The following is a 15,467-nucleotide window of genomic DNA, read 5'->3' on the forward strand; positions in this document are numbered from 1 at the left end:
CGGTGGACCACCGGGGTCAGTGGTCTTGACGCTGCCGCACTGGTGAGGCAGGGTGCGGGGACCGCCGACGGGGCAGGACCCGTGGGCGGCCGGAAAGTTCACCCGATCGGTGAGGCGATCCGGTAACTCAATTTCAGGGAATACGGAAAGTCCGGAATTTATGCGCAGCAGCGTCGCCCGGGGTGGGTGGATCTTGCCCGTCCTCGCCTCAGCCGTTCTTTGTGCCGGGTGCCAGTCGGCGTCCGCTTCGGTGCACTACCCGGGCGCGATAGACGCCTGCCGGCTGCCCGGGCCGAACGCGCAGGCCCAGCTCGCGCCCGGCACCGTCGAGATCCCGCCCGAGTCGGTGAAGGCCGCCGAGGCCAAGGTCGTCCCCGACGACCACGCCAGCGACGGCAACGAGATCACCACTTGCCGCCGCCTCTTCGCCCGCGACCTCGGGGGCGGGAAGGCCAACCTGCAGGACTACCGGGTGGTCACGATCGCCGTCGTGCGGTTCACGCAGTCCGATGCGGACGATGCCGCCGCCAAGGCCAGCCAGCTGATGACCGACGCGCTCGGCGACCACTCGGGCGTCCGGCTCGCCACCGGGGTCGGCGACGAGGCCGGGTTCTCCGAGCAGTGGGCCGCCGTGCGCACCGGGAACGTCGTGCTGGGCCTGGCCGTCGCCGACGGCGGCACCGAGGCCGCGCTGATCCCGCCCGCCACGCTGGACAGCGTGCAGGCCGTGGTCACGGACATGACCGGCACGCTGCAAAAGGACTTTCAGGGCTGAGGTTCGGCCCGTACCGGTTCGAGCCGCACCACGATCGCCTTCGACACCGGCGTGTTCGACTTGTCCGCCACCGAGTCCAGCGGCACCAGCGCGTTCGCCTCCGGGAAGTACGCCGCCGCGCAACCGCGCGCGGTCGGGTAGGCGACGACCCGGAACGCCGGGGCGCGACGATCCGGGTCGTCGCGCCACTCGGAGACGAGGTCGGCCAGCCCGCCGTCGGACAGGCCGAGTGCGGCGATGTCGTCCGGGTTGACCAGCACCACGCGGCGGGCGTTCTCGATCCCGCGGTAGCGGTCCGAGAGCCCGTAGATGGTGGTGTTGTACTGGTCGTGGCTGCGCATCGTCTGCAGCAGCAGCCGGCCCTCGGGCACCTGCGGGTACTCCAGCTCCGAGACCGTGAAGTTGCCCTTGCCGTTCGCGGTGCCGGTGAACTCGCGGGAGTCGCGCGGCGCGTGCGGCAGCACGAAGCCGTCCGGCTCGCGGACGCGGCGGTTGTAGTCCTGGCAGCCCGGCACGACCCGCGAAATCCGGTCGCGGATCAGGTCGTAGTCGGTCTCGAACGTCCGCCACGGCACGGCGTGGCCCGCGCCGAACAGCTTCTCGCCCAGCCGGCAGACGATGGCGACCTCCGAGAGCAGGTGCTCACTCGCCGGCTTCAGGCGCCCGCGCGAGGTGTGGACCTGCGACATCGAGTCCTCGACGGTGACCAGCTGCTCGCCGCTCGCCTGGACGTCGCGTTCGGTGCGCCCGAGCGTGGGCAGCACCAGCGCGGTGCGGCCGTGCACGACGTGGGAGCGGTTCAGCTTCGTGGACACGTGCACGGTCAGCGAGCACGAGCGCAGCGCCCGCTCGGTCAGCGCCGAGTCCGGCGTCGCCGCCGCGAAGTTGCCGCCGACGGCGAAGAACACCTTGCCGCGGCCGTCGCGCATCGCGCGGATCGCGTCGACGGTGTCGAAGCCGTGCTTGCGCGGCACCTCGATGCCGAACTCGGCGGCGAGCGCGTCCAGGAAGGACTGCGGCATCTTCTCCCAGATGCCCATCGTCCGGTCGCCCTGGACGTTCGAGTGCCCGCGCACCGGGCACAGGCCGGCGCCCGGCTTGCCGATCATCCCGCGCATCAGCGCCAGGTTCGCGATCTCCGAGATCGTCGGCACCGCGTGCTTGTGCTGGGTGAGGCCCATCGCCCAGCAGTAGACGGTGCGCTCGGAGGAGGCGATCATCCGCGCGACGCGCTCGATCTGCTGCCGCGGGAGGCCGGTCGCGCGCTCGACCTCCGGCCAGTCGATCTCCTGCAGGTGCTTCGCGTAGTCGTCGAAGCCCTCGGTGACCCGCTCCACGAACTCGCGGTCGACGATCGCGCCGGGCGCTTCTTCGTCCCAGGCGAGCAGCAGGTGCCCGACGGCCTGGAACAGGGCCAGGTCGCCGCCGAGGCGGACCTGGGCGAACTCGTCGGCCAGCGGCGTGCCCTTGCCGACGACGCCGCGGACGTTCTGCGGGTTCTTGAACCGCATCAGCCCGGCCTCGGGCAGCGGGTTCACGGCGATGATCTTCGCGCCTCGGCCCTTGGCCTCTTCCAGCGCCGAGAGCATCCGCGGGTGGTTGGTGCCCGGGTTCTGCCCGACGACGACGATCAGGTCGGCCTGGTGGATGTCGGCGAGGCTGACCGAGCCCTTGCCGATGCCGGTGGTGGCCGAGAGCGCCGCGCCCGAAGACTCGTGGCACATGTTGGAGCAGTCCGGCAGGTTGTTGGTGCCGAAGGAGCGCACCAGCAGCTGATAGAGGAACGCGGCCTCGTTGCTGGTGCGGCCGGAGGTGTAGAAGATCGCCTCGTCCGGGTCGGTGAGCGCCCGGAGCTCGCCCGCGACCAGCTCGAACGCGTCGTCCCAGGAGATCGGCTCGTAGTGCGTGGCGCCTTCGCGCAGCACGAACGGCTCGGTGATCCGGCCCTGCTGGCCGAGCCAGTAGTCGGTCTTGGTGTTGAGGTCCTCGATCGGGTGGTTCGCGAAGAACTCGCGGTCCACCCGGCGTTTTGTGGCTTCTTCGGCGACGGCCTTCGCGCCGTTCTCGCAGAACTCGGCCAGCTTGCGCTTCTCGCCGTCGACCTCGCGGGGTTCCGGCCACGCGCAGCCGGGGCAGTCGAAGCCTTCGCGCTGGTTCAGCAGCCGCAGCGCCTTGATCGTCCGGCCGGTGCCCATCTGCTCGACGCTGCGGGCCAGCGACACGGCGACGCCCGGTATCCCGGCCGCCCAGCCCTTCGGCTTGCCCACCTCGAGGCGGGTTTCGTCCACGTCCTGCGCCGGCGCTTCACGGGTCATGTGTTCATCGTGCGCCTCGATGATCGCCGGGCGCCACGAGGGGTCAAGCCTTTTCGGTGCGCAGCCCCCGGTCGGCGGCGGTGACCACGAGCAGCAGCCCGCTGATGACGACCAGCGCGATGGCGAGCCGGTGCAGGCCGGCCGAGTCCGCGTGCGGGCCGTAACAAAGCGCGATGAGCGTCGAGGCGACGATCGCGCCGAGGTACTGGGCGGTGCGGAACAGGCCGCTCGCGGTGCCCATCTGCTCGGCGGGGGCTTCGCGGTAGAGGGTCGTCTGGTTGGCGACGCTGGTCAGGCCCTGGGCGAGGCCGAACAACGCGGCCAGTGCGAGCAGCGCGCCGATCCACGTCCCGTCGTGGACGAGCAGCAGCAGTGCCGAGCCGCCGGCCAGCGCCACCGCGACGGTGACCAGCCGCGCCTTGAGGCCCGACGCGCGCCCGGAGAACGCCGCGGCGCAGACGGCGGTGCCCGACATCGGCAGCAGCATCAGCCCGGCGGCTTCCTCGGACAGCTGCCGGGCGGTCTCCAGCCACTGGACGTACCCGAACATGATCGCGTAGATGGCCATGAAGCTCAGCGCCTGCCGCAGGTAGGTACGCAGGATCGCGCCGTTGGCGGCGAGCATCCGCAGGTCGAGGAAGGGCGTGTCGCGCCGGAGCTCGACCAGCGTGAACGCGGTCCCGAAGGCGGCGACGACGGCGAGCAGCCAGACCTCGGTGCCCGGGTCCATCAGGAAGAACAGGAGCGCGAGGAGGGTCGCGGAGAACAGCGCGATGCCGAGCACGTCGATCCGGGTGGCGGTGCGCTCGCCGCGGTCGTCCTTCGGCACCCACAGCAGCGCCAGCACCAGCGACAGCCCGGCAAGCGGGATGTTGACCGCGAAGATCGCGGGCCAGCCGAAGAGCCCGATCAGCAGCCCGCCCAGCGTCGGGCCGATCACCATCACGGTCTGGGCGGACATCGACAGCACCGACAGCACGCGCGCGGGCACGCCTTGGCCGCTCGCTTCGGCGTGGTGGCGCAGCACGGCCATCGCGGCCGGGAAGCCGGCGCAGGTACCGAGGCCGAGCACGACGCGCACGCCGGTCAGCCAGCCGACGGAGACGGGGATCATGCCCGCGACCCCGGCCACGATCACCAGGCTCGCGCCGCCGAGCAGGACGCGGCGGGCGCCGTGGCGGTCCACCAGCAGCCCGACCACCGGCTGCCCGACCGCGGTGGCCAGGTAGAGCGCGGAGATCAGCCAGGCGGTCTGGCCGGGGCCGGCGCCGAAGCTGTGCCCGATCGGCACGAGCGCGACGGCGATGAGCGTGGAGTTGATCGGGTTGAGCACGGCGCCGGCCACCAGCGGGGTGACCAGTCGGGCGCCGAACCCGGCGGGGGCGGTGACGGTGCTCGTGCGGACTCCTTCAGTGTTCGGCTTCAGTGTTCGGCGATGCGCTGCAGCAGCGGCAGCGCCCGGGTGACGGCGTCGAGCTCGGCGGGGGACAGCTCGTCCAGCAGTGCCTGGGCCAGCCACTCGTCCCGGTGCTGCTGGATCCCGCGCACGGTGTCCCGCCCGGCGCCGGACAGGCTGATCACGACGCGGCGCCGGTCGGCCGGATCGGGCGTGCGGGCGAGGTAGCCGAGCTCGTCGAGCACCCCGAGGGTGGCGGCCATCGACTGCTGCCGCACGTGCTCGGCGGCGGCGAGCTCACCCTGCGTGGCCGGGCCTTCCCGGTGGAGCCGGTGCAGCACGGCGGACTGCGAGGGCGTCAGGATCCCGGCGTTGTCGACCTGGCGCAGCCGCCGGTGCAGCTGCCCGACGACCCCGCGGACCCACCCGGCGCTCTCGGCCACGTGCGGAGGTACTTCGCCCATGTACACAGGTTAACTGTGCAGTCCAGCCTGTGCATCGGGGTGTGACGAAGCCTTCTCGGGCCTTCGGGCGAGCAGCGCTACCCGAAGTACGCGAACTCGTTGACGCCGATGCCCTGGATCTGGTGCACGATGATCGCCGCGGCGACCAGGCCGACCACGATGAGCAGCGCGAGCACGCCCGGCCAGCGGTTCTGCCCCGGTTGCTGGTGGCCGCCCACGCGGCGCTCGCGTTTGCGGCGCTTCTTGAGGTCCTTCTTCGCGCCCAGCCAGGCGTCCCGCTCGGCGAACTTCTGCCAATCCGGGTTCATCAGGTCCGGGTGCGTCTCGAGGCGCCGGTCGTCCGGATCCTGCGGCTGCTGAGGCTGTGCCATCCCGAGTGCCTTCCCCCTGGGTGACCCGCCGTGACGGGTTCGTAGACTTGTCCATTGTGACCGAGAACGCTCCGCAGCAGACCACCGACCTTCCGGGTGCCTGGGACCCGGCCGCCGAGGAAGCACCGATGTACGACCGCTGGGTAGCGGCCGGGTACTTCACGGCCGACGCCTCGTCGGGGAAGCCGCCGTTCTCGATCGTACTGCCGCCGCCGAACGTCACCGGCAGCCTGCACATGGGCCACGCGCTCAACCACACCCTGATGGACGCCATGAGCCGCCGCCGTCGCATGCAGGGCTACGAGGTGCTGTGGCTGCCGGGCATGGACCACGCGGGCATCGCGACGCAGAACGTCGTCGAGCGCCAGCTGGCCGGCGAGGGCCTTTCGCGCCACGACCTGGGCCGCGAGAAGTTCGTCGAGCGCGTCTGGGAGTGGAAGGCCGAGTACGGCGGCAAGATCCTCGGCCAGATGAAGCGCCTCGGCGACGGCGTCGACTGGTCGCGTGAGCGCTTCACCATGGACGAGAACCTGTCGAAGGCCGTCCAGACGGTGTTCAAGAACTTCTTCGACGAGGGCCTGATCTACCGGGCCGAGCGGATCATCAACTGGTGCCCGCGCTGCCAGACGGCCCTGTCGGACATCGAGGTCGACCACAACGACGACGACGGCGAGCTCGTGTCGATCCGCTACGGCGACGGTGACGGCGCGATCGTGGTCGCCACCACCCGCGCGGAGACGATGCTGGGCGACACCGCGGTCGCCGTCCACCCGGACGACGAGCGGTACGCGCACCTGGTCGGCACCGAGGTCGAGCTGCCGCTGACCGGCCGCCGCATCCCGATCGTGGCCGACAAGCACGTCGACCCGGAGTTCGGCACCGGTGCGGTGAAGGTCACCCCGGCGCACGACCCGAACGACTTCGAGATCGGCCGCCGCCACGACCTGCCGATGCTGACGATCATGAACGAGCGCGCCGAGATCACCGCGCCGGGACCGTTCCAGGGTCTCGACCGGTTCGAGGCGCGCCCGGCGGTCGTGGCCGCGCTGCGGGAGGCCGGCCGGATCGTCGCCGAGAAGCGGCCGTACGTGCACGCGGTCGGGCACTGCTCGCGCTGCGACACGGTGGTCGAGCCGCGGCTGTCGCTGCAGTGGTGGGTCAAGGTCGAGGAGCTGGCCAAGCTGGCCGGCGACGCGGTCCGCGACGGCCGCACCAAGATCCACCCGCCGGAGCTGGGCAAGCGCTACTTCGACTGGGTCGACAACATGCACGACTGGACGATCTCGCGCCAGCTGTGGTGGGGGCACCGCATCCCGGTGTACTACGGCCCGGACGGTGAAGTGGTGTGCGTCGGCCCGGACGAGCAGCCCCCGTCCGGTGAGGGCTGGACGCAGGACCCGGACGTGCTGGACACGTGGTTCTCGTCCGGTTTGTGGCCGATGTCGACGCTGGGCTGGCCTTCGTCGTCGGAAGACCTGGCCAAGTTCTATCCCACCAGCGTGTTGTCGACCGGCTACGACATCCTGTTCTTCTGGGTCGTCCGGATGATGATGTTCGGCGTGCACCAGATGGACGGCAAGCAGCCGTTCGACCACGTGTACCTGCACGGCCTGATCCGTGACGCGCAGGGCAAGAAGATGTCCAAGTCGCGCGGCAACGTGATCGACCCGCTGGAGTGGATGGACGCGTACGGCGCGGACGCGACCAGGTTCACCCTGGCCCGCGGCGCGAACCCGGGCGCGGACATGGCACTGGCCGACGAGTGGGCGGCGGGCTCCCGCAACTTCTGCACGAAGCTGTGGAACGCCACGAAGTTCGCGATGATGAACGGGGCTTCGGTCGCCGCGCCGCTGCCTGCTGCGTCGTCGTTGACCGAAGCCGACCGCTGGATCCTGGGCCGCCTCGGCGCCCTGGTGTCCGAAGTGGACGGCCTGTTCGAGGACTTCCAGTTCGCGAAGGTGGCGGGCGCGCTCTACCAGTTCACCTGGAACGAGCTGTGCGACTGGTACCTGGAGCTGGCGAAGGTCCAGCTGTACCAGGGTGATTCCTCGCGGGTCGCGGCGACGCGGTCGGTCCTGGGCCACGTGCTGGACACGGTGCTGAGGTTGCTGCACCCGTTCATCCCGTTCATCACGGAGAAGCTGTGGACGGCGTTGACGGGCGGCGCCTCGCTGGTGGTCGCGCCCTGGCCCGCGGCTCCCGAGGGATACGCGGACGCGGTGGCCGACGCCCGGATCGCGGACGTCCAGAAGCTGGTGACGGAGATCCGCCGCTTCCGCGCGGACCAGGGCCTGAAGCCGGGCCAGAAGGTGGCCTCCCGCTTGGCGGGTTACACGGGAGGGCACGAGGAAGCGGTCCGGTCGCTGGTGCGCCTGACCCCGCCTTCGGAGGACTTCGCGGCGAGCGCATCGCTGGAGGTGGCCCTGTCGGACGGCGTGGTGACGGTGGAGCTGGACCTGTCCGGAACGGTCGACGTGGCAGCAGAGCGCAAGAGGCTCCAGAAGGACCTCGCGGCAGCGGAGAAGGAGCTGTCGCAGACGGAGGCGAAGCTGGGCAACGAGGCATTCATCGCGAAGGCCCCGGAGCACGTGGTGGCGAAGATCAAGACCCGCAAGGAAGCAGCGGTGGCGGACATCGACCGCATCACGGCTCGGCTGGCGGCCCTGCCGGCTTCCTGAGGCTGTGGACAACGGCCCGGCACTCCTGCGCGGAGTGCCGGGCCGTTGTCCTTCCGCCCTGCTCCTGCCGCACGGCGCCGCCGCGTCCCGCGAACAGTGGGCAAAGGCGGCCCGGTTCACCGCCCTGGCCCCTCCTGCTCCGGCCTGACCACCGACGACAGCGGCCCGCTCACCGTCGAGAGAAGCCGTCTTGGACCGGACGTCGTCAGCGCAGCACCTTGAGGACCACCGCCGCCACCCCGGCCATCCCGGCCTGCAGCGGGTGGTAGGCGGCCGCGGCGAAGATGTTCTGGTTCCTGCCGTTGATCCACGCCGAGCCGCCGCGTGCGCAGGCGTCGTGGCCGGTTGACGGGCCGAACGTGTCGACGTACTCCGCTGCGCCGTCCGCGGCCGCGTCCGCGAGGGCCGCGTTGAGGTCGCTTTCGACGCGGTTCAGCCAGGCGTAGTCGGCCTCGGCGAACGGGAGGACGTCCGGGCAGTAGCCGTTCTCCGGCGCGATCCGCGGGTAACCCACGACGATCACCCGCGCTCCCGGCGAGCGCTGGTGGATCGTGGCCAGGACGGCCTCGATCCGCGGCTGGATGGCGGTGATGGCCATCTGCACGGTGTCGACGCCGTTGACCGTGAAGTGCTGTTCGCAGGGGTTGCCGGTCGGGGCGCCCGCGCGCAGCCCCGGGCACGTCTCGATCAGCCGGCCGAGGAGGTCGAAGTCGTTGCCGCCGATACCGAGGGTGACCAGGTCGGTGTCGAGGCGCAGGGCATCCAGCTGCGGCGCGTTCGTGCCGTTGAACGACACCTTCTGCGGCCCGGTCATCGAGCCCGTGTCGGCGCCGGCGCAGCTGACGTCGGTGAACACGGCCGGGTGCAGCGCGGCCGCCACCACCGACGGGTAGTTCGCCGTCGACCGCCCGCAGCCCAGCGGGTCGGACCGCTGGATCGGGATGAACGGCCCGGAGGTGTACGAGTCGCCGAGGGCGACGTAGTGGTGGACGCCTGCCGCCGACGCGGTGGCCGCGGTGCTCGTGAGCAGGATGGCTGCGGAGGCGACGGCGACGAGCAGCCGGGTGGTGCGCATGAAGACCCCGTTCTGTTCCGGAAACGCTGCTCCCACATCTAGCGAGCGCCGGACGGCGAGGGGACGGACTTCACCCGCCAGTCGGGTCACCGTCACCCAGCTCACGGTAAGTGATCAACGTGCGCCAGAAGAGCAACGGCCGGACCGTGCTCCCGGGCAGCAACCGGGCCGATTCGCGGCGCAGCTCGGCCAGCGTCGGGTAGTCGTCGACGACCGGCGCCTTGGGTCCGTCTTCGGGGCCGCCGTTCAGCCGATCGCCGGCGTAGACGACCAGCCGCGCGAGCGCGTCGACCGGGACCGCCGCGAGGGCGAGCGCCCAGTCCGCCGGCGTGCTCGGTTTCGCCAGGCCGAGCACCGCCAGCACCCCGCCCGGCACCAGCGCGCGGCGCAGCTTGACGACCGTCTCGAACGGCATGTGGTGCAGTGACGCCAGGCAGGAGATGTAGTCGTAGTGCGCCTCGGGCAGGGCGTCGGTGGTGACGTCGGCCTGCCGGTAGACGATCTTGCCGGGACCCGGCGACCCGAGCCCCGCGGCCGCCTCGATCATGGCCGCCGAGACGTCGACCGCCTCCACCTCCATCCCGGTCGCGGCCAGCCGCCGGGCGAACCGGCCGGTGCCGCACCCGACGTCCAGCGCGATCCCCGGACCCGGCGGCAGCAGGTCCAGCAGCAGCGGGTGGTAGTGGTCGTTGTGGTTGAACGGCATGCGTCGAGAGTGCCACCAAGCACGCACGTAGACTCGCTTGAGCAAGCCGAAACCCCAGGCCGGAGGAGATTCAGTGCCGCAGGATGAGACAGGTCGCAGGCCGGACCTGTCGGATCTGGACAGCTTCGCGGGCGTCGACGAACTGGGGACGTCGGGGTACGAGGAGTCCGACGACCACGACCCCGAACTGGACGTCCGCGACACCGCGTTCGAAGCCGGCGGCGGCTCGCGCGGCGGGATCGGCGGCGTCGGCCAGCTCGGGGACAACCTCGCCACCGGCCCGGTGCCCGACCTCACCGTGCCCGAGGACGCCGAGCTGCACGAGCTCGACGACCAGGGCGAGCCGGCGGAGTACGGCGACCCGGACGGCCCCCAGGCGCGGCGCGAGCTGATGGCCGTCGAGGCCGAGCTGAACCAGCGCTGGCCGGAGACGAAGATCGAGCCGTCGCTGACCCGGATTTCGGCGCTGACCCAGCTGCTGGGCGAGCCGAACCGCGGCTACCCGGTGCTGCACGTCGCCGGCACCAACGGCAAGGGCTCCACGGCCCGGATGATCGACGCGCTGCTGACCCGGATGGGCCTGCGCGTCGGCCGCTACACCAGCCCGCACCTGCAGCTGGTCACCGAGCGGATCGCGCTCGACGGCCGTCCGATCTCCGCCGCGCGCTACAGCGAGCTGTGGAACGACATCGCGCCGTACGTGTCCATGGTGGACGGCGCGTCCGCGGACGGCGTCGCGATGAGCAAGTTCGAGATCCTCACCGGGATGGCGTTCGCGGCGTTCGCCGACGCCCCGGTGGAGGCCGCGGTGCTCGAAGCGGGCCTGGGCGGCGCCTGGGACGCGACGAACGTCGCCGACGCCGACGTCGCCGTCATCACCCCGATCGGCCTCGACCACGTCGAGTACCTGGGCCCGGACATCCTCGGCGCGGCGCGCGAGAAGGCGGGCATCATCAAGCCCGGCTCGGTCGCGGTGATCGGCGAGCAGGACCCCGAGGTGCTGAAGGTGCTGCTGGAACGCGCCGTCGAGGTCGACGCCGCGGTGGCTCGCGCGGGCAGCGAGTTCGGCGTGCTCGAAAAGGAGATCGCCGTCGGCGGCCAGCTGCTGAAGCTGCAGGGCCTCGGCGGGGTCTACGACGATATCTTCCTGCCGCTGCACGGCGCCCACCAGGCCGCGAACGCGGCACTGGCGCTGGCGGCGGTCGAAGCGTTCTTCGGCGCGGGCAAGGACCGGCAGCTGGTGATCGAGGCGGTGCGCGAGGCGTTCGCCGAGGTCGAGACGCCCGGACGGCTCGAGCGCGTCCGCGCGGCGCCCACGGTGCTGCTCGACGCGGCGCACAACCCGCACGGCGCCCGCGCGCTCGCGACGACGGTGTCGGAGGAGTTCGCCTTCCGCCGCCTGGTCGCGGTGGTCGGCGTGATGGCCGAGAAGGACGCCCACGGCATTCTCGACGCCCTCGAGCCGGTGGTTTCGGACATCGTCGTGACGCGCAACTCCTCGCCCCGGTCGATGCCGCTGGAACAGCTCAACGAGCTGGCCATTTCGGTGTTCGGCGAAGACCGCGTCGTCGCCGAGACGGACCTGGAGACGGCGATCGAGACGGCGATCGCGCTGGTGGAGACCACCGACGACCCGGAGGAGCCCCTCGCCGGCGGCGGCGTGCTGGTCACCGGCTCGGTGGTCACGGCGGGCGAGGCGCGCACGCTGTTCGGGAAGGAGCCGGCGTGACGTCGCCGTCGCAGAAGCCGAAGGACCCGATGAAGGGCTTCCGCGGCGTGATGTCCGGGACGTTGATCATGGAGGCGATCACGGTCGCCTTGGCCCTCCCGGTGGTGAACAAGCTCGGCGGCGGGATCTCCACGGCCACGGGCTGGACGGTCATCGCGGTGGCCGTCCTGCTGGTCGTGACGTGCGGGTTCGTCAAGCGCCCGTGGGCGGTGCCGGTGATCCTGGTGTTGCAGGTGGTGCTCGTCGCGCTGGTGTTCTGGCTGCCCGCGATCGCCGTGCTGGGGGGCATCTTCCTGGCGGTGTGGCTGTGGTTGCTGTGGCTGCGCCGGGACGTCGCGCGCCGGCTGGCGGCCGGGACGCTGGCGAGCCAGCAGCCCCAGCCCTGATCTTTCGGGACGTTGAGGCGCCTGCAGGCGCACAGGTGCTCCTCAGAGGTAGTCGCCGTGCTCGATGTCGTCGAGCAGGGCGGGCTGGGTGGGTGACCAGCCGAGCAGCTCCTGCGTGAGGGCGCTGGAGACAGGCGCGTCGAAGCCGTAGACGGTGGCCATGAACGGGCTCGCGTAGTGCCCGGCGGCCTCGTCCGGAGTCAGGGACACCACGGGCAGGCCCAGGCCGCGCCCGATCGTCTCGGCGATGCCCCGGAACGGGACGTTCTCCGCTGTTCCGTGCAGCACGCTGCCGGCCGGCGCCTTTTCCAGCGCCAGGCGGAACAGCACCGCCGCGTCGAGCCGGTGGACCGCGGGCCACCGGTTGCCGCCGTTGCCGACGTAGGCGGACTTCCCGGTCTTGCGGGCGGTGTCGACGAGCATGCCGATGAAGCCGTGGTCCCCGGGGCCGTGGACGCTGGGCGCGAGCCGGACCACGCTCGCGCGCACGCCGCGATCGGCGAAGCCGAGGCAGGCCCGTTCGCCCGCGATCCGGAACGCGGCGAGCCCGGACCGGTCGGGTTCGTCCCGTTCGGTGCTCTCCTGGCCGGCGGGCATGACCAGCGTGCCGGAGGTGCTCACGAACGGCTTGCCCGTGTGTTCCAGCACGCCGCCGAGGGCTTCGATCGCGGCCCGGTCCCGCCGCATCATGTCGTCGGGATCGGCGAAATCACCGCCGAAGGCCATGTGCAGGACACCGTCGGCGGCTTCGGCGCCGCCGCGCAGGCTGTCGAGATCGTCGAGCGAGCCGCGGTGCGGGACGGCGCCCAGCGACTCCAGGCGGGCGGCCGCCGCGTCGGACCGCGCCAGGCCGGTAACGGTGTGGCCGGCGCGGATCAGCTCCGCGACGACGGCGGGGCCGGTCAGGCCGGAACCGCCGGTGACGAAGACGTGCATGGGACTCTCCCGGGTAGTGACAGTGACTGACGCTACGGACCCTACCTCGTAGTGTCAGTCACTGTCACCACGGGTAAGCTGACGGAGTGCCACGCAGCGGAGAAGAAGCGCGCCGCCGCCTCCAGCAGGCGGCCTTGGAGCTGTACGCGGAGCGTGGTTTCGACCGGACCACCACGGCCGAGATCGCCGCCAGGGCCGGCGTCACCGAGCGCACGTTCTTCCGGCACTTCCCGGACAAGCGCGAAGTGCTGTTCGACGGCGAAGCCGCCCTGCGCGCGGACTTGACCCGGTCGGTGGCCGACGCGCCCGAGGGCCTGCCGCCGCTGGAAGTCCTGATCCGCGCCTTCCGGACGGCGGCGAGGATCCTGGAGGGCAACCGGTCGTTCGCCGAACCGCGGCTGGCGGTCATCGCCGCCACCCCGGCGCTGCGGGAGCGTGATTCGGCCAAGGCCGCGGCGATGGCCGATGCCCTGGCGGCGGCCCTGCGCGAACGGCGAGTCGGCGACCGGGTCGCCGAACTCGCCGCCCAGGTCGGCTGGGTCACCTTCCACCACGCGGCCGGAGCTTGGATCCGGGAGTCCGCGCGAAGCCTGGACGAGCACCTCGACGAAGCCTTCGCGGATTTGCGGGCCCTGTCGGCGGAGGTGCGCTGAGCGGCTACCGGTGTCACCGAGATCAAGCCGGAACCATCGGCGACCCGTCAGATCGGCTCGGACGAGGTTCCGGCGGGCAGCATCCTGCCGATCGCGGCGGCCACGTCACCGGGATGCGAGATCGGGGAGAGATGGCTGGAACGCAGTTCGGTGACTGTTGCGTTCGTCCGTTCGGCGAACCAGTGCTGTAGTCCGGGGTCGAGGATCCGATCGTCCACGGACAGGACATAGGCACACGGCAGATCATGCCACGCACCACGCCCCGAGGGGCTTGAGAAGCACGCGCCGTGGGTCGGCTTCTGCACCGCCGCCAGAACTCGGGTCGTCGGCTCGGGGACATCCGCTGCGAGTGCCTCCCTGAACAGGTCCGGGTCCAGGTCCGACCAACCGTCCTCGGCGAATCGGATCGCACCGCGGCCGCGGGTGTTCGCGCCACGCTCGCTCAGCACCGCGATAGTTTCGGATTCGTCCGGGGCGTAGGCCGCGACGAGCACCAGCCCCGTGACCTGCGTGTTCTGCTGTGCGGCCCCGGATATCACCGCGCCTCCGTAGGAATGACCGACCAGTGTCACCGGCCCGTCGAACGCCGCGATCTCCCGTCGGGTCCAGGCGATGTCGTCCGCCAGCCCGGTCAACGGCAATTGGACGGCCACCACGCGATGTCCGTCATCCTGCAGGAGCGCGATCACCGCCTGCCACATCGACCCGTCACACCAGGCTCCGTGCACCAACACGACGTTCACCACTGCCGCCTCTCATCGCCCCACCGCCGACCGGCGATGTGTCCGATCTCGTCACGGAGGAACTTCCTGCGAGCGCAACGCAATCACGCAAGGGCGGCGGATCCTGCTGCACAGGGGTGATCCGGCAACGTTTCGACATCGGCCCGCCTTGGATGACGCATGTCGACAGCGCACCCGGCCAGGCAAGCTCGAAAGCCGGCCGCGCGGGGAGACCGCGCAGCGCGCCGCGACGTCAACGCCGGTGGAACACCGGCGTGTCCCGCGCTCGGCGGGCGCCGTAGTGGGTGGTGGCGGCCTTGACGTTACGCAGGGCTGACGCGGTCTCGACCGCGCCGACGAAGGGAAGGCCGGCGACCACCGTGGTGAGGTAGCGGTAGAGGGCTGCGGCATCGCGGGTCGACACGCTGGCGAAAATGTTGGCCGAGCCCGTGGTCGCCGCGGCGAACGCCACCTCGGCGTGTGCGGCCAGCGCTTGCCCGACCGTGTCGAAGTCACCGGCCCCGACGGTGAGCCACAGCATGGTGCGCACCGGGAGCTCGAATACCCCGAGGTCGACGTCTACGTCGAGGTGCAGCACGCCGCCGGCGCGCAGGTCGTGCAGCCGGCGGCGCACCGTGCTCGCCGCGACTTCCGTGGCGGCCATCAGCTCCTCGACCGTGGCGCGCCCGTCGCTGCGCAGTACCTCCAGGATGCGCCGGTCGGTGACGTCCACCCGTGAGGGTGGCCCGGTCGGGCCGGGGAGGGCCTCGGTGAGCTGGGCGACGTGGTGCGCCTGAAGCGGGCCGTGCTTGGTGAACGGCTTCCCGGCGCCACCGTCGAAGACGTGCAGGACCTGGTCGGCGCGGACGTCGAGGACAAGGCGGGTGCGCGGCAGGGCCTCCAGGAGCAGCGGTTCGATCCCGGTGCCGTAAACGGTGGTGACGATCTCGGTCCCGCCCGAGCACAGGCTGATCCAGCCGGTGTCGGAGCGCCGGGCCAGGGCATCTGCGATCTCCGAGGCGGTGCCGGGCGTCGCCCGGACACGCACCATCCATTGCTCCTGGGCGAGCGCCACCGGATCGCTGAGCCCCACCACCCGCAGTCCCCGGGTGCTGCGCAGCCGGGCGTAGCGGCGGGCGACGGTCTGATCGGAGACCCCGAGCACCTCACCGATGCGCCGGAACGGGGCCCGGCCGTCGATCTGCAGGGCGTGGAGCAGACCACGGTCGAGATCATCAAGACGGTCGAGAGCCACCAGCCG

14 protein-coding genes are annotated in these 15,467 nt (G+C 71.3%); 5 read left to right on the forward strand and 9 right to left on the reverse strand.

What is annotated here, in order from left to right; genetic code table 11:
• Positions 1–193 precede the first annotated feature (193 nt).
• Entirely contained in the window at positions 194–775 is a 582-nt protein-coding gene (locus Q5425_RS24550) for a hypothetical protein (RefSeq protein ID WP_308674644.1), read from the forward strand.
• Here Q5425_RS24550 and Q5425_RS24555 read toward each other — a convergent pair.
• The 4 genes from Q5425_RS24555 to Q5425_RS24570 all read right to left on the reverse strand — a co-directional run bounded on the left by Q5425_RS24555 (position 766) and on the right by Q5425_RS24570 (position 5,321).
• Positions 766–3,090, reverse strand: a complete 2,325-nt coding sequence (locus Q5425_RS24555; RefSeq protein WP_308674645.1) for an FdhF/YdeP family oxidoreductase — start codon at positions 3,088–3,090, stop codon at positions 766–768. The genes Q5425_RS24550 and Q5425_RS24555 overlap by 10 nt on opposite strands.
• 43 nt (positions 3,091–3,133) lie before the next feature.
• The gene (locus tag Q5425_RS24560; RefSeq protein ID WP_308674646.1) at positions 3,134–4,435 is read right to left on the reverse strand and encodes an MFS transporter; all 1,302 of its coding nucleotides are present in this window, start codon (positions 4,433–4,435) and stop codon (positions 3,134–3,136) included.
• Positions 4,436–4,512: 77 nt separating this feature from the next.
• Entirely contained in the window at positions 4,513–4,950 is a 438-nt protein-coding gene (locus Q5425_RS24565; RefSeq protein WP_308674647.1) for a MarR family transcriptional regulator, read from the reverse strand.
• A 77-nt stretch (positions 4,951–5,027) separates the two neighbouring features.
• Positions 5,028–5,321, reverse strand: coding sequence for a hypothetical protein (locus Q5425_RS24570; RefSeq protein ID WP_308674648.1), 294 nt, complete (start codon positions 5,319–5,321; stop codon positions 5,028–5,030).
• A 56-nt stretch (positions 5,322–5,377) separates the two neighbouring features.
• Here Q5425_RS24570 and Q5425_RS24575 point away from each other — a divergent pair, with 56 nt between their 5' ends.
• The gene (locus tag Q5425_RS24575) at positions 5,378–7,999 is read left to right on the forward strand and encodes a valine--tRNA ligase (RefSeq protein ID WP_308674649.1); all 2,622 of its coding nucleotides are present in this window, start codon (positions 5,378–5,380) and stop codon (positions 7,997–7,999) included.
• Positions 8,000–8,204: 205 nt separating this feature from the next.
• Here Q5425_RS24575 and Q5425_RS24580 read toward each other — a convergent pair whose 3' ends face one another.
• The gene (locus tag Q5425_RS24580; RefSeq protein WP_308674650.1) at positions 8,205–9,074 is read right to left on the reverse strand and encodes an SGNH/GDSL hydrolase family protein; all 870 of its coding nucleotides are present in this window, start codon (positions 9,072–9,074) and stop codon (positions 8,205–8,207) included.
• 70 nt (positions 9,075–9,144) lie between these two features.
• Positions 9,145–9,780, reverse strand: a complete 636-nt coding sequence (locus tag Q5425_RS24585; RefSeq protein WP_308674651.1) for a class I SAM-dependent methyltransferase — start codon at positions 9,778–9,780, stop codon at positions 9,145–9,147.
• Between the two features lie 73 nt (positions 9,781–9,853).
• Here Q5425_RS24585 and Q5425_RS24590 point away from each other — a divergent pair, with 73 nt between their 5' ends.
• Positions 9,854–11,509, forward strand: a complete 1,656-nt coding sequence (locus tag Q5425_RS24590; RefSeq protein ID WP_308674652.1) for a folylpolyglutamate synthase/dihydrofolate synthase family protein — start codon at positions 9,854–9,856, stop codon at positions 11,507–11,509.
• Between the two features lie 29 nt (positions 11,510–11,538).
• Positions 11,539–11,895, forward strand: coding sequence for a DUF4233 domain-containing protein (locus Q5425_RS24595; RefSeq protein WP_396135235.1), 357 nt, complete (start codon positions 11,539–11,541; stop codon positions 11,893–11,895).
• Between the two features lie 42 nt (positions 11,896–11,937).
• Here Q5425_RS24595 and Q5425_RS24600 read toward each other — a convergent pair whose 3' ends face one another.
• Positions 11,938–12,831 (reverse strand): SDR family oxidoreductase, encoded by an 894-nt coding sequence (locus Q5425_RS24600; RefSeq protein ID WP_308674654.1) that lies wholly within the window; start codon positions 12,829–12,831, stop codon positions 11,938–11,940.
• A gap of 86 nt (positions 12,832–12,917) precedes the next feature.
• On the opposite strand from Q5425_RS24600, the gene Q5425_RS24605 reads away from it, so the two are divergent.
• On the forward strand, positions 12,918–13,484 hold the full coding sequence (locus Q5425_RS24605; RefSeq protein WP_308674655.1) for a TetR family transcriptional regulator: 567 nt from the start codon (positions 12,918–12,920) through the stop codon (positions 13,482–13,484).
• A gap of 47 nt (positions 13,485–13,531) precedes the next feature.
• Here the strand turns inward: Q5425_RS24605 and Q5425_RS24610 are convergent, their stop codons facing one another.
• The gene (locus Q5425_RS24610; RefSeq protein WP_308674656.1) at positions 13,532–14,227 is read right to left on the reverse strand and encodes an alpha/beta hydrolase; all 696 of its coding nucleotides are present in this window, start codon (positions 14,225–14,227) and stop codon (positions 13,532–13,534) included.
• Positions 14,228–14,459: 232 nt separating this feature from the next.
• Positions 14,460–15,461, reverse strand: coding sequence for an AsnC family transcriptional regulator (locus tag Q5425_RS24615; RefSeq protein WP_308674657.1), 1,002 nt, complete (start codon positions 15,459–15,461; stop codon positions 14,460–14,462).
• Between the last annotated feature and the right edge of the window lie 6 nt (positions 15,462–15,467).

Origin of the sequence: Amycolatopsis sp. A133, from assembly GCF_031082405.1 — a bacterium.
Classification (GTDB): Bacteria; Actinomycetota; Actinomycetes; order Mycobacteriales; family Pseudonocardiaceae; genus Amycolatopsis.